Here is a 14,868-nt window from a genome sequence, read left to right on the forward strand (position 1 = left end):
AGCTTGTTGCTGCAAGGAATCCCCGGCCTCATCCCCAGCAGGAGCTCGACATGAGAAGACCCCGACGTAGCCGCCTCGCCTCCGCCCTGGCCGCCACCACCCTCGCCGTCGGTCTCGGCGGCTTCGGCATCGCCTCGGTGATCAACGGCCCGGACGCCTTCGCCGCGCCCCCCGGCGAGAAGGACGTCACCGCCGTGATGTTCGAGTGGAGCTTCGCCTCCGTCGCCCGCGAGTGCACGAACCGGCTGGGCCCGCTCGGGTACGGATACGTCCAGGTCTCCCCGCCCCAGGAGCACATCCAGGGCAGCCAGTGGTGGACGTCGTACCAGCCCGTCTCGTACAGCATCTCCGGGCGCCTGGGTAACCGCGCCGCGTTCAGCAGCATGGTGAGCACCTGCCACGCCGCCGGTGTGAAGGTCGTCGTCGACACCGTGATCAACCACATGAGCGCGGGTTCCGGCACCGGCACCGGCGGCACGTCGTACTCCAAGTACAACTACCCGGGCCTCTACTCGGACCAGGACTTCCACTCCTGCCGTACGGCGATCAGCGACTACACCAACCGGTCCAACGTGCAGGACTGCGAGCTGGTCAACCTGTCCGACCTGAACACCGGCAGCGACTACGTCCGCGGCAAGATCGCCGGGTACATGAACGACCTGGCCTCGCTCGGCGTCGACGGGTTCCGGATCGACGCCGCCAAGCACATGTCCGCCGGCGACCTGTCCGGGATCAAGTCGAAGCTGAGCAACACCGGGGCGTACTGGAAGCAGGAGGTCATCTTCGGTGCCGGCGAGGCGGTCCAGCCGACCGAGTACACCGGCACCGGCGACGTCCAGGAGTTCCGGTTCGCCCGTGACCTCAAGCGGGTGTTCCTCAACGAGAACCTGGCGTACCTGAGCAACTTCGGCACCGCCTGGGGTTACCTGCCGAGCAACCAGGCTGCGGTCTTCGTGGACAACCACGACACCGAGCGGGTCGGTGACACGCTCAACTACAAGAACGGGTCGGCGTACACGCTCGCCCAGGTCTTCACGCTGGCCTGGCCGTACGGCGCGCCGGACGTCAACTCCGGGTACGAGTTCAGCGACCACGACGCCGGCCCGCCCAACGGCGGCACCGTGAACGCGTGCTACGCCGACGGCTGGAAGTGCCAGCACTCGTGGCGGCAGATCGGCAACATGGTCGGGTTCCGCAACGCGACCCGCGGCACGGCCGTCACCAACTGGTGGACGAACGGCGCCGACCAGATCGCGTTCGGCCGGGGCAGCCGCGGCTACGTGGCGATCAACCACGAGGGGAGCGCGCTGACCCGGACGTTCCAGACCTCACTGCCCGCCGGCACCTACTGCGACGTGCAGCACGGCGACCCGACCAGCGGCGGCGGCTGCAGCGGCACGACGTACACGGTCAACTCGTCCGGCCAGTTCACGGCCACGGTCCCGGCCGGTGACGCGATCGCGCTGTACGTCGGCGCCAGCGGCGGTGTCACGCCGACGACGTCGCCCACCACCACGGCCCCGGCGACGTCGGGCGCGACCTTCGGTGTCAACGCCACCACGAGCTTCGGGCAGAACATCTTCGTCACCGGCAACCAGGCGGCCCTGGGCAACTGGGCGCCGGCGAGTGCGGTCGCCCTCTCCTCGGCCACCTACCCGGTGTGGACCGGCACGGTGAACCTGCCGGCGGGCACAGCGTTCGAGTACAAGTACATCCGCAAGAACACCGACGGCTCGGTGACCTGGGAGCCCGGTGCCAACCGCACCGCGACGGTTCCGTCGAGCGGTCGGGTCACCCTGAGCGATACCTGGCGCAACTGACGACTTTCTGTTGTCACGCCGGTCCCGCGGCATCTACGAGGGCATCCCCATCAGAAAGGATCCCCTCGATGCCCAGGAAACGGTGGATGGTCGGTGCGGCCGCGCTGCTGGCCGTACCGACCGCGCTGATCGGTTGGTCCATGCTCCCCTCGAACGCCGCGACGCTCCCCACGGCCGGCGTGACGTACCAGCTCAAGGTCATCAAGAGCGGCATGTGCATCGACGTGCCCGGTGCGTCCAAGGACAACGGCGCCCTGCTCCAGCAGTGGGGCTGCACCGCGAACGCGACCTGGCAGCAGTTCAAGCTGGTCGCGTCCGGCTCCAACTACCTGCTGCAGAACGTCAGCAGCGGCAAGTGCGTCGACGTTCCCGGCTGGTCAACTACATCGGGCACTCAACTGCAGCAATACACATGTGTATCCAGTCAAGCCAATCAACAGTGGAAGCTCGTGTTGAGTGGATCCGAGTCATTTCAAGTCGTCAACGTCAACAGCGGTCTGTGCATGTCGGATCAGGGCGCGTCCACGGCGAGTGGTGCGGCGATCATCCAGGAGACATGTACCGCCAACACGAACAAGCAGTGGGTGTTCACAGCTGTGGGTGGCAGCACGCCGGCTCCTGCTACCGGGCTCGTCGGCTGGGCTGCACAGGACGGTGGCGTGAGCGGTGGTACCGGTGGGTCGACCACGACTGTGACGACGGCGGCGGCGCTGGACAGCGCACTGCAGGCGAGCGGTTCACGGATCATCAAGGTCTCCGGGACGATCTCGCTGAACGGCATGCACAGGGTCACCTCGAACAAGACGATTCAGGGCGTCGGATCTGGCTCCGGCATCAAGGGCGGTGGGTTGACGCTCTCCGGGGTCAGCAACGTGATCATTCAGAACCTGAACTTCTCCGGGTCCAGTGATGACGCGATCAACGTTCAGGACGGCTCGCACCACATCTGGATCGACCACAACACGTTCTCCAGCGCTGTCGACGGGCTGGTCGACATTCGGCTCGGATCCGATTTCGTGACGGTTTCCTGGAACATCACCCGCAGTCACGACAAGACGATGCTGCTCGGCTCGGACGACTCCAACACCGGCGATCGAGGTAAGTTGCGGGTCACGTATCACCACAACTGGTTCGACGGCACCAACCAGCGCCATCCGCGGGTGCGTTTCGGCAACCCGGTCCACGTCTACAACAACTACTACGACGGGGTCAGCAGTTACGGCGTCGCGTCGACCACCGAGGCCGGTGTGCTCGTCGAGGGCAACTACTTCGAGAACGTCTCGCGGCCGACCACGCTGGCGCAGGGCACGTCACCCAACGGCAATCTCGTGCAGCGCAACAACCACTTCGTCAACTCCGGGACACCGCAGACAAACGGCACAGTCAAGGCCATACCGTACGCCTACGCGCTGGACGCGGCGTCCACCGTCAAGTCGGTCGTCACCGCCGGGGCCGGTACCGGAAAGCTGGGCCTCTAGGCCCTCAGCGTGTGGCCGGGTGACTCGCCGTACGTCCGGCGGTACTCGGCTGCGAAGCGCCCGGGGTTGGGGAAGCCCCAGCGCCGGGCGATCGCCTCGACCGTGTCGCCGAGGGCGCGGTCGCCGTCCTGCAGGTCGCGGCGCGCGCGTTCCAGCCGGACCCGTCGCAGGTAGCCGGTGGGTGTGGTGTCCAGGTGCCGGGCGAACGCGGCCTGCAGCCCCCGGACACCCAGCCCGGCGGCCGCCGCGATGTCCTCGAGGGCGACCGGCTCGCCGGCGTGACCGTCGATGAACGCCACCGCTCGCCGGACGGCTCTCGGCTCGGCGCGACCCGGGCCGGTCAGGTGGCCGGCCGTCATCGTGGTGTTCGGGAAGACCGTGAGGGCGGCCGCTGCCAGCAGGTCCAGCGTGCTCTGGTGCACCAGCGGCGCGGTGACCGCCGGGTGCGGGCCGGCGAACGACCGGCTCAGGTAGGCGAGTGTCGTCTGCCAGTGCCGGCTGCGCTCCGCGGAGACCGGTCGCATCCCGTGGAAACGGAAGTCGCCCGGCTCGACACCGAGCTGGGCGGCCATCCGCAGAACCGCGGGCTGCGGGATCCGGGTCAGCAACAGCTCGATGCGGTCCCAGGTGACCTCGAACGGCGCGTCGACCGGGAGCAGTACGGCGTCACCGGGCCCGCAGCGCTGCCACTCGCCGTCGCGCTGGGCGGCGTAGCGGCCGGTGCGGAAGGCGATCACCGCGAAGTCCGGGAACGGCTGGGAGGTCACCTCGACCGAGGCTCGGTAGACGATCTCGTCGACCACGATGTCGGTGGTGGCGGCGGAACGGACCCGGAACAGGAAATCGGCCGCGGGATCGCGGAGGCGGACGGTGTGCTCCGCGTACCGGCGGCAGACGAGGTCGTGCGCGACGGCGAGGTCGGCGGTCTCCACCTCGCCCCGCTGCATCGGCACGGAAGCGGGCGTCGGATTCATCTCGCAGGAACGCTATACCGGCGTGACAGGGGGCTGGACCGCAAACGCACCGGTTCCGTCTTCCGAGGTCAACTGATCGGTTCAGAGATCATCTGTACGGGTAAGACGGGTGTTGTCCCCGTTCGCGGATCGAGGAGGTCTCATGAGTGCTGTCGCGAATCCCGCCACCGTCGAGGACTGCCTGCGGGTGGGCGCCGGATTCTCGCAGGGCGACCGAGCCTGGATCGCCGAGCAGTGCGCCACCCTGGACGCCCGGCTCGCCGCCTTCCACGCCGACACCACCGAGCTGGAGATCTCGGTGAAGGACCGCGCCGGCCGCGGTCAGAAGGTGACCCTGGAGTGCTGGATCAGCGGCCGCGAGAAGGTCGTCACCACGTCCTCCGAGGAGGACCTGCACGCCGCGGTCATGGACTGCCGCGACGACCTGCGCCGGCGGCTGAACGACGCCAAGACCCGGCAGGAACCGCGGCACAACCGGCATCTGCGCGAGGTACCGCAGCCCGAACAGCCCTGAGACCGGGCACGCTGCCCCGGCGACCGCGCCGGGGCAGCACTCTGTTCAACCTGATGGGAACGGCGGCCCCCGGTCGGCTATCGTGCACGCTCGCCACGGACGATCACTCCGGCGAAACCATCAGGAAGGAAGCACCGACCGTGACCCTGACCCAGAACGCCCCCGCACCGCTCACGCCGGCCGACCCCACCGCGGACCAGGCCGTCCTGATCGTGCACGGACGGGACCGGACGGGACTCGTCGCGGCGATCAGCGCGGTGCTCGGCAAGCACGAGGCGAACATCGTGTCGCTCGACCAGCACTCGGACAACCCGCACGGCGGCGCGTTCTTCCAGCGGACGGTCTTCAGCAAGGCCGGTCTCGAGGCGGCCCTTCCGCAGATCGAGCACGACCTGCGGGTTCAGCTGTCCGAGGGGTTCGACCTGGAATACAACTTGCGTGCTCTCTCCGTACCCAAGCGGGTTGCGATTTTCGCTTCGAAAGCCGACCATTGCCTGCTGGATCTGCTCTGGCGGCACCGCCGAGGCGAACTGCCGATCAACGTGGCCATGGTGATCTCCAACCACGCGGACACCGCTGCCGAGGTCCGCTCGTTCGGGATCCCGTTCTTCCACGTCCCGTCCTCCGGCCCGGACAAGTCGGCGGCCGAGGCGCAGCATCTGACGCTGCTGGCCGGGAACGTCGACTTCATCGTGCTGGCCCGCTACATGCAGATCCTCTCCGGTGAGTTCATCGAGCGCGTCGGCGTGCCGATCATCAACATCCACCACAGCTTCCTGCCGGCGTTCATCGGCGCGGGGCCGTATGCGAAGGCCAAGCAGCGCGGGGTGAAGCTCGTGGGTGCGACGGCGCACTACGTCACCGAGGACCTGGACGAGGGCCCGATCATCGAGCAGGACGTGGTCCGGGTGAACCACGCGCACACCGTCACCGAGCTGCAGCGCCGGGGCGCCGACGTGGAGCGGGCGGTGCTGTCCCGGGCGGTCCTCTGGCACGCCGAGGACAGGGTCATCCGCCACGGCAACCACACGATCGTCTTCCAATAGGCGCGTCCGGGCGACCCTTCAGAGAGCTGCGAGCAGAGCGGGAACCCGGACCGGGGCGACGTGGTGCAGGAGTGACCGGGCCGCCTCCACCGCGAGGGCGCGGTCGTGGGTCAGCGCGAACTCGAAGGTCCGCTCCCCGTCCGGGCCGGTGTCGCCGAGGTCGCGGGCCACCAGCGCGGCCGCCCGGTGCGGGCCGACCACGATGACGTTCCACTCGCCGCGCAGCCGGTCGTCGCCGAGGCACGCTCCGCGTACGCCGGGGGCCGGCTCTTCCGTGAGGCCCACGCCCAGCGCCGCGACCATCGGGCTGTGGGTGGCGACCCGCTGGAAGCGGGCCGCCGTGCGCGCGGTGAAGTGCCGTGCCTCCTGGAAGCAGGCCAGCAGCACGGGCGGTTCCACGTCGCTGCCGGCGAGCGCCTCCAGGTGCCGGCTGAGCGGCATGAGCTCGGCCTTCGTGGTACGGGTGACCGGGCGCACCGCGCTGACGATCTCGAACGGGGTCCGTTCACTGTGCAACGGCGGCGGAAGCAGCGGCCACGACGGGGCGGCAGTCGACAGCCCCGCGCCGGCCGGCAACGTGGCGGGTAACGGCCCGGGGCGCCCGAAATGCCAGCCCTGGCCGACGGTCGCGCCCATGGTCCGCCCGACCGCCAGATGCCGCGGCGTCTCGATGCCCTCGGCCAGTACGACCGCGCCGGTCGACTCCGCGTACGCGTACACCGCCGCCACCACCCGAGCGGTGCCCGGATCGTCCGGCGCGTGCAGCAGTCCCATGTCCAGCTTCACCACGTCCGGCTGCACGAACGGCATGAGCGCCAGCGACATCGGGTCCGCGCCGACGTCGTCGAGGGCCACACCCCAGCCGGCCTCCCGGCAGTTCTCGGCGGCCTCGAGCAGCGCGGCCGGGTCCTCGGCGATGGCCCGCTCGGTCATCTCGGTGACCACCCGCAGGCGGCTGCGGGCCTGGTCGACAACCGGCACCAGGTCCGCCGGGCAGGGTGCCCGCCACGCGGTCGGCTCCATGTTGACGAACAGCGTCAGGTCCCGGCCGAACCCGCCGGCGAGCGCCGCACGATAGGCGACCGCCCGGCAGATCCAGTCGAGTTCCGCCTCGCGCCCGGCCGCCCGGGCCGCCGCGAACAGCGCTGCCGGCGACTCCCAGGGTGTGCCGGCCGGGCCCCGGCTCAGCGCCTCGTATCCGAGGACACCGCCGGTGGCCAGGTCGATCAGCGGCTGGAAGACGGGGGTGACCGCACGCCGGTCGAGCACGTCGTGGATGTCCTGCACGGCATCCCTCATCGGCAGCGAACCGGCGCTATTGAATCAATCGGACGTCGTGAGTGCGCAACCGTCCGCACATGCCCAGCCGGTCGGTGTCACTCTGCGGAGCCGAATGCAGCGCGGCCTCTCGCAGGTGGGAGCCGTCGCCCGAGGCCAGCGCGCCGAGCACCGCGCCGGTGCGCTCGGTCTCCGCGGCCACGGTGCTGCGCCACAGCTCCCGCCAGCCGGCGACCGACGGCCGGACCAGCGCGACCGCGCCGTCGTAGAACTCCGCGAGCGCTTTCTGATCAGCCTTCAGCCGCAGGAAGCCGTCGACGGCGAGCTCGCGGCGCTGCGGGACGGGCAGGGCGGCGGCCTTCGCGTACCGGTCCGGGTCGGCGATCACCTCGGGTGGGAACGTCATGACCGCGTCCCCGGCCTCGGGCAATCCGGCGTTGGACATCACCACGACGACCCGAAGATCGCCGTTGTTGACCGCGCGGTGGATCGTGCCGGGTGTGAACCAGACGGCCGAGCCCACCTCCAGCGGCGTGCTCCGGTGACCGGAACCGTCCAGCGTGTGCAGTTCCCCGCTGCCGCCGGTCACGACGTAGGCCTCGGTCGAGGCCAGGTGCATGTGCGGGGTTCCGCCGGCCAGGCCGTCCGCGGCGCAGCGGTCCGGATAGACCGTCAGGCGCGTCACCGAGGTGCCGCCGGGGAAGGGGTGGGTGGTCACAGCGCGGCCTTTCCGACATCAGCGAGGGTACGGGGATCGCACTCACCGTCAGCGATGACGACCGCATAGCGGAACGCGAGGCGGTGACCGTCGGGGAGGTCGAGTTCCTCGCTGAAGAACGGTGCCGGGTTGAGGCACGCGAACTCCTCGCTGCGGGTGAACCACTGCGGCGGGTGGTGCGGGTTCCCGGCGTCGTCGACCATCACGACCGTCGAGGCGGTGTCCGTACCGTCGTGCCTTCCGCGGAAGGCGAACCACTCGGCCCGCTTGCCGCGCAGCTCGTCGGCGCCGGTGCCGTCCGGCGACACGACTGTGCCGCCGGTGAACGAGCGCGGCCCGCGCCAGAACAACCCGCCGTACCCGGCGTTCTCCCGGCCTCTCGTGGTGGGCGAGGCGAAGGTCAGCGTGCCGCCGGAGACGTTGGTCATCCGTGTCCCGAAGACCAGCACCCAGGCGTCCTCGCCGGCCAGCGACGCGGTCAGCGACCGTTCCTCGCTGATCACCGGCGCGCCCTGCTGGGAGGTCCAGTCCAGCTCGTGGCCCAGCCGCGCGGTGCCGTTGCCGGCGGACAGCTCGGTCATCCGGCGGTGGACGGCGCTGCCGTTGTTCTCCAGCTGGACGTAGAACCGGCCGTGCACATAGGTGGGACCGCCCCAGAAGTTGTGCTCGCCGACGTACGGCAGCGACCACGCGATGCCCTTGTGCCAGACGTGATCGTGCGGGCGGAACAGCGAGACCAGCTCGCCCGCGCGGGTGCGGACCGGATGCAGGTACGGCTTCGGGGACTCCAGCTGCGGGGTGTCCGGCCGGTAGACGTACGTGAAAAGCGCGGCCTCCCCCACGGAGACGGTGACCTCGCGGTCCAGCCGGTGATCGACGGTGAGGCTCATCGGGCACGCACCGCGTTCCACGGCGCCCCGGTCCCGTCCATGCGGGCGGCGAACGGGCTGTCCGGGCCGATCTCGCCGCTGCGCACCGGTGCTCCGGTGAACGCCGACGCGTACAGGGCGGCCACGAATTCCATGGTTCGTCTCGTCTCCTCGATGGTGACCGGTGGCGGGTCACCGGCGTCGAGCGCGTCCAGCACCGCGGCGAGCTGCCCGGCGTGGCCGCTCTCGGTCTCGGACTGGCCGGCCGTCCAGCGGGCGGCCAGGTCGTCGTGCCCCGGTGCGGGCGTGACGGTCCAGTCGCTGTCGCGATATCCGTAGAGGTGGTCCAGTTCGACGGTCGCGTACTCGTGGTCGAACCGCAGCCGGGACGTCTGCCGGGGCGAGACCACCGAGTTGACCACCGAGGCCAGGGTGCCGCCGGCGAACGTGACCAGGGCCATCGACACGTCCTCGGTGTCGACGTCGCGGGCGCGGCGGGCGGCCACCGCGGTGAGCTGCTCCCACGGCCCGAGGACGGAGAGCAGCAGGTCGAACTGGTGGATGCCGTGTCCCATGGTCGGCCCGCCGCCCTCGGTCTCCCACCGGCCCCGCCACGGCACCTCGAAGTAGGCGCCGTCGCGGTACCACTGTGTCTCGCAGGTCGCCAGCAGCGGCCGGCCGAGGTCGCCGGCGGCCGCCATCCGCCGCAGCCGGACCGCACCCGCGCCGAACCGGTGCTGGAAGACCGTGGCCACGTACGCCCCGGTCTCCCGCGACGCCTCGGCGAGCGTGTCGAGCTCCGCGAGCGACAGCGTCGGTGGCTTCTCCACCAGCACGTTCACGCCGGCGCGCAGGCACTGCAGGGCGAGCGGCGCGTGCGTCGACGGCGGCGTGCACAGGTGCACCAGATCCACGCGGTAGCGCAGCACCGCGTCCAGGCTGGACGACACGGCCGGCGCGTTCCAGGCGTCCGCGAAGGTGCGGGCACGTTCGGTGTCGACATCGGCGACCGCGGTCAGGGTGACGCGGTCACGGTGGTCCCGGATCGCCTGGGCGTGTGCCGCCGCGATGGCGCCGGTCCCGACGACGGCGGCGCGGTATCGAGGTTCGGTCATCAGGTGAGCATTGTCATGATCGTGATAAATCTCTAGGCCGCCCGGCCGGACAGGAGAAGGATTTCGGCGTCCCTTCGCGCATTGGAGACCCTGATGCTGGAGTCATCCCTCCGCCGCCGCGCCCTGCTCACCGCGGGCGGCGCTGTGGCCGGTTCACTCGCTCTCGCCGGCTCGGCCTCGGCCGCACCGGCCCCGACACCCGATACACCATATGCCGCGGTCAAGGCCCTGCTGGCGGGCAACAAGCGCTTTGCCGCCGGTCACGCACGTCATCCACACCAGACCCCGGAGAGGGTACGCGAGGTCGCCGCCGGCCAGCACCCGTTCGTCATCGTCCTGGGCTGCGCCGACTCGCGGGTCGCGCCCGAGATCGTGTTCGACCAGGGCATCGGCGACGTCTTCGACGACCGGGTCGCCGGGAACATCGTCGACGACCTGCACCTGGGCAGCATCGAGTACGCCCTGGAGGAGTTCGCCCCGCCGCTCGTGCTGGTCCTCGGCCACGAGCGCTGCGGCGCGGTCGCCGCGACCCTCGACGTGATCCGCACCGGCGGGACCGCGCCCGGCCACATCGCCGACATCGTCGAGGCCCTGCGCCCGATCGTCACCCCGTTCGTGAACTCACCGGACGCCGTCGAACTCGCGGTCCGCGCCAACATCCGCGCTCAGGCCGCCGCGCTGCTGGAGCAGAGCGACATCATCCGCGAGAAGGTCGAGCACGGCGAGACCCTGGTCGCCGGCGCCCGCTACGACCTGGACACCGGTCTGGTCCAGCTGATCCACGTCTGACCACCCCTCGTGTGAAGTTCGGCGTGTGGAGTTCGGCCCACCCGCTGACCGCAACTCCACACGCAATGTTTTGAGGTCGGCGTTCTCAGGAACGCCGGCCTTTTTCTTGACAGCGTTGTTGTGATCGTTAACATAGACGAAACACACTACGGGAGCGCGATGAGGGGCATTCGCGCACCCGCCCCCGCCATCGGCTCGCGAGCACCGCGCCACCGCCGGGAGACGTGAGCCGCCATCCCACGTCAAGCCACTCCCCCCAGTGGCGCGAAGGGGACCATCATGCCCACGAGCAGTCGGAAAGTCGTACATCAAACGCTTTTGACCTTGGTCGTCCTGATCCTCGCCGTCGTGGCCGGAATGACCGCGATCGAGGCCGGGTCCGGCACCATGCGGCCCGCCGTCGCCGCGACGCCGACCGTTCCCCCGGCCGCCTACCCGAACCCGGGCGTGGTCACCGGCGACACCGGCGCGCACGACCCGACGATCGTCAAGACGCCGTCCGGCACCTACCTCGCCGCGGTCACCGGCAACAACATCCAGCTCAAGACGTCCACCGACCGCACCGCGTTCCGCAACGCGGGTGCCGCTTTCCCCGGCGGCGCACCGTGGACGACCACGTACACCGGTGGCAGCGCCAACCTCTGGGCGCCCGACCTGACCTACCGCAACGGGCGCTACTACCTGTACTACTCGGCCTCCACGTTCGGCTCCAACCGGTCGGCGATCTTCCTGGCCACCAGCACCACCGGCGCGTCCGGTTCGTGGACCAACCAGGGCCTGGTCATCTCCACCAGCAGCTCGAACGACTACAACGCGATCGACCCGAACCTGTTCGTCGACGCGAGCGGCAACTGGTGGCTGCAGTTCGGCTCGTTCTGGAGCGGGCTCAAGCAGATCCAGCTGAACCCGAGCACCGGCCTGCGCCAGGGCACGTCGATCCGCAGCGTCGCCGGTCGCGGCGGCGGCCCGATCGAGGCGCCCACCCTGGTCCGGCACGGCAACTACTACTACCTGTGGGTCTCGTTCGACTACTGCTGCCGGGGCGCATCCAGCACGTACCGGATCATGGTCGGCCGCTCGACCAGCCCGAACGGGCCGTTCACCGACCGCAACGGGACCGCGCTGACCTCCGGTGGCGGCACGCAGGTGCTCGCCTCGCACGGCAACATCCACGGACCCGGGCACCAGGCGGTGTTCACCGACACCGACGCCGACGTGCTCGTCTACCACTACTACGCCAACAGCGGGGCGTCCTACCTCGGCATCAACCTGATCGGGTACGACTCCGCCGGCTGGCCGTTCGTGTACTGACCCGTCCTTGTTAACGCTCACCGGAGATGCGATGAAACGTTCTCTCATCGCGCTGCTCGCCGTGCTGCTGGGTGCCCTCGTGGCCCCGCAGCCGGCGCGGGCCGCGACCACACTGATCTACTCGACCTTCAAGGGTGACGGCGCCGCCGACCAGGAACTGTGGATCTATCAGTCCACCAACGGCGGCACCAGTTACAGCGTCCTCAGCGACACCAACTTCCGGGAACCGACCGGAGTCCTGCGGGATCCGAGCATCCTCAAGTACAACAACCGGTACTACATCGCGTACACGGTCCAGTCGTGGACCACGAACTCCACGTACTTCAACATCGCGACCAGCACCAACCTGACGTCGTGGTCGAACGTCACGAGCGTGCCGGCCGGCATCTCGGGCGCCAACTACACGTGGGCGCCGGAGTTCTACGTGGAGAACGGCGTCGTCCGGATCATCACCAGCGTCGCGTCGACGGCCTGCGCGTGGTGCTTCCGCCCGTACGTCTACACCGCGCAGAACACGGCGCTGACCTCGTGGAGCGGGCCGTCGCAGATGTGGGGGCTGGGCACGAACCACATCGACACGTACGTCGTGAAGTCCGGCAGCACCTGGCACGCGTTCACGAAGAACGAGACGACCAAGTACATCGAGCACTGGACGACCACGGCCAACCTCTACGAGGGCTGGATCAACCGGGGGACGCTCTGGAGCTCGGGGTACGAGGGACCGTCGCTGGTCAGGCTGGACGACGGGCGCTGGCGCATCTACGTCGACAAGTACACCAACGGCGGGGTGTGGACGGCGACGAGCTCCGACCTGAACACGTGGACCGGGCTCAGCGCGGTCGGCTGCTCCGGCTGCCGTCACGGAACGGCGACCGCTCGATGAGGCGCCGGACGCTGCTCGGAGCCGTCGGCGCGGGCACAGCCGGGGCGCTCCTGGGTGCGGGTGACGCGCGGGCCGCCACGTACGGCGGTTACGCGATGGCGTACTTCAAGGAGTCGCCGACGATGTCGGGCGCCAGCTATCGCGTGCACCTGGCGGTCAGCGCGGACGGCCTCAACTGGACGCCGCTCAACCAGAACAACCCGGTGGCGACGCCGACGCTGGGCAGCGGCGGCCTGCGCGACCCGTTCATCCTGCGCAAGCAGACGGGCGGGTTCGTGGTACTGGCAACCGATCTCAACGGCACGGACTGGGCGTACCAGAGCCAGTACCTGCACGTCTGGGACTCCACCGACCTGCGCTCGTTCACCGGTTACCGCCTGCTCAAGGTGCACTCGCTCGCGACACACGCGTGGGCGCCGGAGGCGGTGTGGGATCCGGCGCGCGGCCAGTACGCCGTCGTCTACTCCGCGGTCGTCGGCGGGCACAACGTGCTGATGGTCAACTGGACGTCGGACTTCGTGACGGCGTCCGCTCCGCAGACGTTCTTCGACCCGGGATACGACGCGATCGACGGCAACTTCGTCACGGTCGGCGGGGTCAACTACATGTACTACAAGAACAATACGAACAGCACTTTACTGGGTGCACGGTCAAGTACATTCAACCCGAGCAGTTTCAACGTATATACAGGATCAATAAGTCCGGGCCGGGGCGTCGAGGCACCACAGATCGTCAAGTCGAACACGTCCGACGTCTGGTACATGTGGGGCGACACCTGGAGCCCGAACGGCCGGTTCTTCTGCTGGCAGACCACGAACGTGGCCGGTGGATCGTGGTCACTGCTGAACGACCGCCTCTACACCCAGCCGCTGAACTCGAAGCATCTCGGCATCACGCCGATCACCACGGCTGAGATGTCCGCGCTGACCACGCGCTGGGGCACACCCACCTGGAACCGGATCAAGTCGTACAACTTCCCGGACCGCTACATCCGGCACTCGAACAGCGTGGGGCGGATCGACACGTATCCGTTCGACCCCTACCAGGATCAGCAGTGGACCCTGGTCCCCGGCCTGGCCAACTCGTCCGGCGTCTCGTTCCGCTCGGTCAACTACCCGAACCGCTACCTGCGGCACTCCAACTACGCGATCGTCCTCGCCAACAACGACGGCACCAGCACGTTCGCCGCCGACGCCACCTTCACGAGGGTCGCCGGGTTCGCCGACTCGTCGTGGACCTCGTTCCGCTCGCACAACTTCCCCGACCGCTACCTGCGGCACTCCGGTTACGTCCTGCGCGTCGACCCCATCACCACGAGCTCCTCCACCACCGACAAGCAGGACGCCACCTTCCGAGTCGTCCACTGAACAGACGGGTCAGGGCCGCGCCGTCCCCCACGCCGCCCTGACCCGTCGCCGCACCCCGCACTGGCACGAGTAAGTCATCCTGAACATGTGCGACTGATCCTGAACATCCTGTGGTTCATCTTCGGCAGCGGCTTCGTCCTGGCCCTCGGTTACGGCCTGGCCGCCCTGATCTGCTTCCTGCTGATCGTGACGATCCCGTTCGGCGTGGCCTCCCTGCGCCTGGCCGTCTACGCCGCGTGGCCGTTCGGCCGCACCATCGTCGACCGCCCCGGCGCCAACGTGCCCTCCGGCATCGCCAACATCCTCTGGCTCCTCTTCGCCGGCTGGTGGATCGCCCTGGCCCACATCCTGGCCGGCATCGCCCAGTGCGTGACCATCATCGGCATCCCCTTCGGCATCGCCAACTTCAAACTGGTCCCCGCCGCCCTCTGGCCCCTCGGCCGCGAAATAGTCGACCTCCCCTGACCCCTCCAAACCCACGTGTGGAGTTCAGCCGCCCACGAGACCCGAACTCCACACGCAACGGCAGCACCGACGACGCGTGTGGAGTTCGCGTGCGCAGAGGGCGCCAACTCCACACGCAACAACAACCCGCGCGTGTGGAGTTTGGGTGACCTTCCCCCCGCAGTCCGGACACCCATGGTGTGGGGTCAACGGTCGTGATCAGACGGGGTGTGGAGCTGTTCGAAGTCGACTGGGCTATGCA

The 14,868-nt window shown here is 69.0% G+C and carries 14 protein-coding genes; 9 read left to right on the forward strand and 5 right to left on the reverse strand.

The window, feature by feature from the left end; all coding sequences use genetic code 11:
- Positions 1 to 50 precede the first annotated feature (50 nt).
- Both AB0M02_RS33960 and AB0M02_RS33965 read left to right on the forward strand, forming a co-directional pair.
- Entirely contained in the window at positions 51 to 1,820 is a 1,770-nt protein-coding gene (locus tag AB0M02_RS33960; protein WP_364234466.1) for a carbohydrate-binding module family 20 domain-containing protein, read from the forward strand.
- Positions 1,821 to 1,888: 68 nt separating this feature from the next.
- Positions 1,889 to 3,298, forward strand: a complete 1,410-nt coding sequence (locus tag AB0M02_RS33965) for an RICIN domain-containing protein (protein WP_364234467.1) — start codon at positions 1,889 to 1,891, stop codon at positions 3,296 to 3,298.
- Here AB0M02_RS33965 and AB0M02_RS33970 read toward each other — a convergent pair.
- Positions 3,295 to 4,272, reverse strand: a complete 978-nt coding sequence (locus AB0M02_RS33970; protein WP_364234470.1) for an AraC family transcriptional regulator — start codon at positions 4,270 to 4,272, stop codon at positions 3,295 to 3,297. The two genes, AB0M02_RS33965 and AB0M02_RS33970, sit on opposite strands and share 4 nt — an antisense overlap.
- Before the next feature lie 142 nt (positions 4,273 to 4,414).
- On the opposite strand from AB0M02_RS33970, the gene AB0M02_RS33975 reads away from it, so the two are divergent.
- The gene (locus tag AB0M02_RS33975; protein WP_364234473.1) at positions 4,415 to 4,786 is read left to right on the forward strand and encodes an HPF/RaiA family ribosome-associated protein; all 372 of its coding nucleotides are present in this window, start codon (positions 4,415 to 4,417) and stop codon (positions 4,784 to 4,786) included.
- Positions 4,787 to 4,926: 140 nt separating this feature from the next.
- Entirely contained in the window at positions 4,927 to 5,832 is a 906-nt protein-coding gene (gene purU / locus AB0M02_RS33980) for a formyltetrahydrofolate deformylase (protein ID WP_364234475.1), read from the forward strand.
- An 18-nt stretch (positions 5,833 to 5,850) separates the two neighbouring features.
- On the opposite strand, the gene AB0M02_RS33985 is transcribed toward purU, so the two are convergent.
- From AB0M02_RS33985 to AB0M02_RS34000, 4 genes are read right to left on the reverse strand one after another with little or no spacing between them, the layout of a single operon-like run.
- Positions 5,851 to 7,131 carry an EAL domain-containing protein gene (locus AB0M02_RS33985; RefSeq protein ID WP_364234476.1) on the reverse strand — a complete coding sequence of 427 codons (1,281 nt, stop codon included), beginning with the start codon at positions 7,129 to 7,131 and terminating at the stop codon, positions 5,851 to 5,853.
- Between the two features lie 16 nt (positions 7,132 to 7,147).
- A complete protein-coding gene (locus tag AB0M02_RS33990) occupies positions 7,148 to 7,828 on the reverse strand; it encodes a cupin domain-containing protein (RefSeq protein WP_364234478.1) in 681 nt (226 codons plus the stop codon).
- The gene (locus AB0M02_RS33995) at positions 7,825 to 8,718 is read right to left on the reverse strand and encodes a PmoA family protein (RefSeq protein WP_364234480.1); all 894 of its coding nucleotides are present in this window, start codon (positions 8,716 to 8,718) and stop codon (positions 7,825 to 7,827) included. The genes AB0M02_RS33990 and AB0M02_RS33995 overlap by 4 nt, the downstream gene beginning before the upstream one ends.
- Positions 8,715 to 9,812 carry a Gfo/Idh/MocA family oxidoreductase gene (locus AB0M02_RS34000; RefSeq protein ID WP_364234482.1) on the reverse strand — a complete coding sequence of 366 codons (1,098 nt, stop codon included), beginning with the start codon at positions 9,810 to 9,812 and terminating at the stop codon, positions 8,715 to 8,717. Before AB0M02_RS34000 ends, AB0M02_RS33995 begins: the two co-directional genes overlap by 4 nt.
- Positions 9,813 to 9,905: 93 nt before the next feature.
- Here AB0M02_RS34000 and AB0M02_RS34005 point away from each other — a divergent pair, with 93 nt between their 5' ends.
- From AB0M02_RS34005 to AB0M02_RS34025, 5 genes are all read left to right on the forward strand, one after another.
- The gene (locus AB0M02_RS34005; protein WP_364234485.1) at positions 9,906 to 10,601 is read left to right on the forward strand and encodes a carbonic anhydrase; all 696 of its coding nucleotides are present in this window, start codon (positions 9,906 to 9,908) and stop codon (positions 10,599 to 10,601) included.
- A 318-nt stretch (positions 10,602 to 10,919) separates the two neighbouring features.
- Entirely contained in the window at positions 10,920 to 11,912 is a 993-nt protein-coding gene (locus tag AB0M02_RS34010) for an arabinan endo-1,5-alpha-L-arabinosidase (protein WP_364234488.1), read from the forward strand.
- Positions 11,913 to 11,943: 31 nt separating this feature from the next.
- The gene (locus AB0M02_RS34015; RefSeq protein ID WP_364234491.1) at positions 11,944 to 12,795 is read left to right on the forward strand and encodes a family 43 glycosylhydrolase; all 852 of its coding nucleotides are present in this window, start codon (positions 11,944 to 11,946) and stop codon (positions 12,793 to 12,795) included.
- Positions 12,792 to 14,162 carry a glycoside hydrolase family 43 protein gene (locus tag AB0M02_RS34020; protein ID WP_364234494.1) on the forward strand — a complete coding sequence of 457 codons (1,371 nt, stop codon included), beginning with the start codon at positions 12,792 to 12,794 and terminating at the stop codon, positions 14,160 to 14,162. Before AB0M02_RS34015 ends, AB0M02_RS34020 begins: the two co-directional genes overlap by 4 nt.
- A gap of 87 nt (positions 14,163 to 14,249) precedes the next feature.
- Positions 14,250 to 14,627, forward strand: coding sequence for a YccF domain-containing protein (locus AB0M02_RS34025; protein WP_364234496.1), 378 nt, complete (start codon positions 14,250 to 14,252; stop codon positions 14,625 to 14,627).
- The last annotated feature ends 241 nt before the right edge of the window (positions 14,628 to 14,868 follow it).

The organism is Actinoplanes sp. NPDC051861 (genome assembly GCF_040681145.1).
In the GTDB taxonomy this organism is placed as follows: domain Bacteria; phylum Actinomycetota; class Actinomycetes; order Mycobacteriales; family Micromonosporaceae; genus Actinoplanes.

Coding starts and splice junctions, on each gene's coding strand:
- AB0M02_RS33960 (WP_364234466.1), top strand. CDS start 51: ATGAGAAGACCCCGACGTAGCCGCCTCGCCTCCGCCCTGGCCGCCACC.
- AB0M02_RS33965 (WP_364234467.1), top strand. CDS start 1,889: ATGCCCAGGAAACGGTGGATGGTCGGTGCGGCCGCGCTGCTGGCCGTA.
- AB0M02_RS33970 (WP_364234470.1), bottom strand. CDS start 4,272: ATGAATCCGACGCCCGCTTCCGTGCCGATGCAGCGGGGCGAGGTGGAG.
- AB0M02_RS33975 (WP_364234473.1), top strand. CDS start 4,415: ATGAGTGCTGTCGCGAATCCCGCCACCGTCGAGGACTGCCTGCGGGTG.
- AB0M02_RS33985 (WP_364234476.1), bottom strand. CDS start 7,131: ATGAGGGATGCCGTGCAGGACATCCACGACGTGCTCGACCGGCGTGCG.
- AB0M02_RS33995 (WP_364234480.1), bottom strand. CDS start 8,718: ATGAGCCTCACCGTCGATCACCGGCTGGACCGCGAGGTCACCGTCTCC.
- AB0M02_RS34000 (WP_364234482.1), bottom strand. CDS start 9,812: ATGACCGAACCTCGATACCGCGCCGCCGTCGTCGGGACCGGCGCCATC.
- AB0M02_RS34005 (WP_364234485.1), top strand. CDS start 9,906: ATGCTGGAGTCATCCCTCCGCCGCCGCGCCCTGCTCACCGCGGGCGGC.
- AB0M02_RS34015 (WP_364234491.1), top strand. CDS start 11,944: ATGAAACGTTCTCTCATCGCGCTGCTCGCCGTGCTGCTGGGTGCCCTC.
- AB0M02_RS34020 (WP_364234494.1), top strand. CDS start 12,792: ATGAGGCGCCGGACGCTGCTCGGAGCCGTCGGCGCGGGCACAGCCGGG.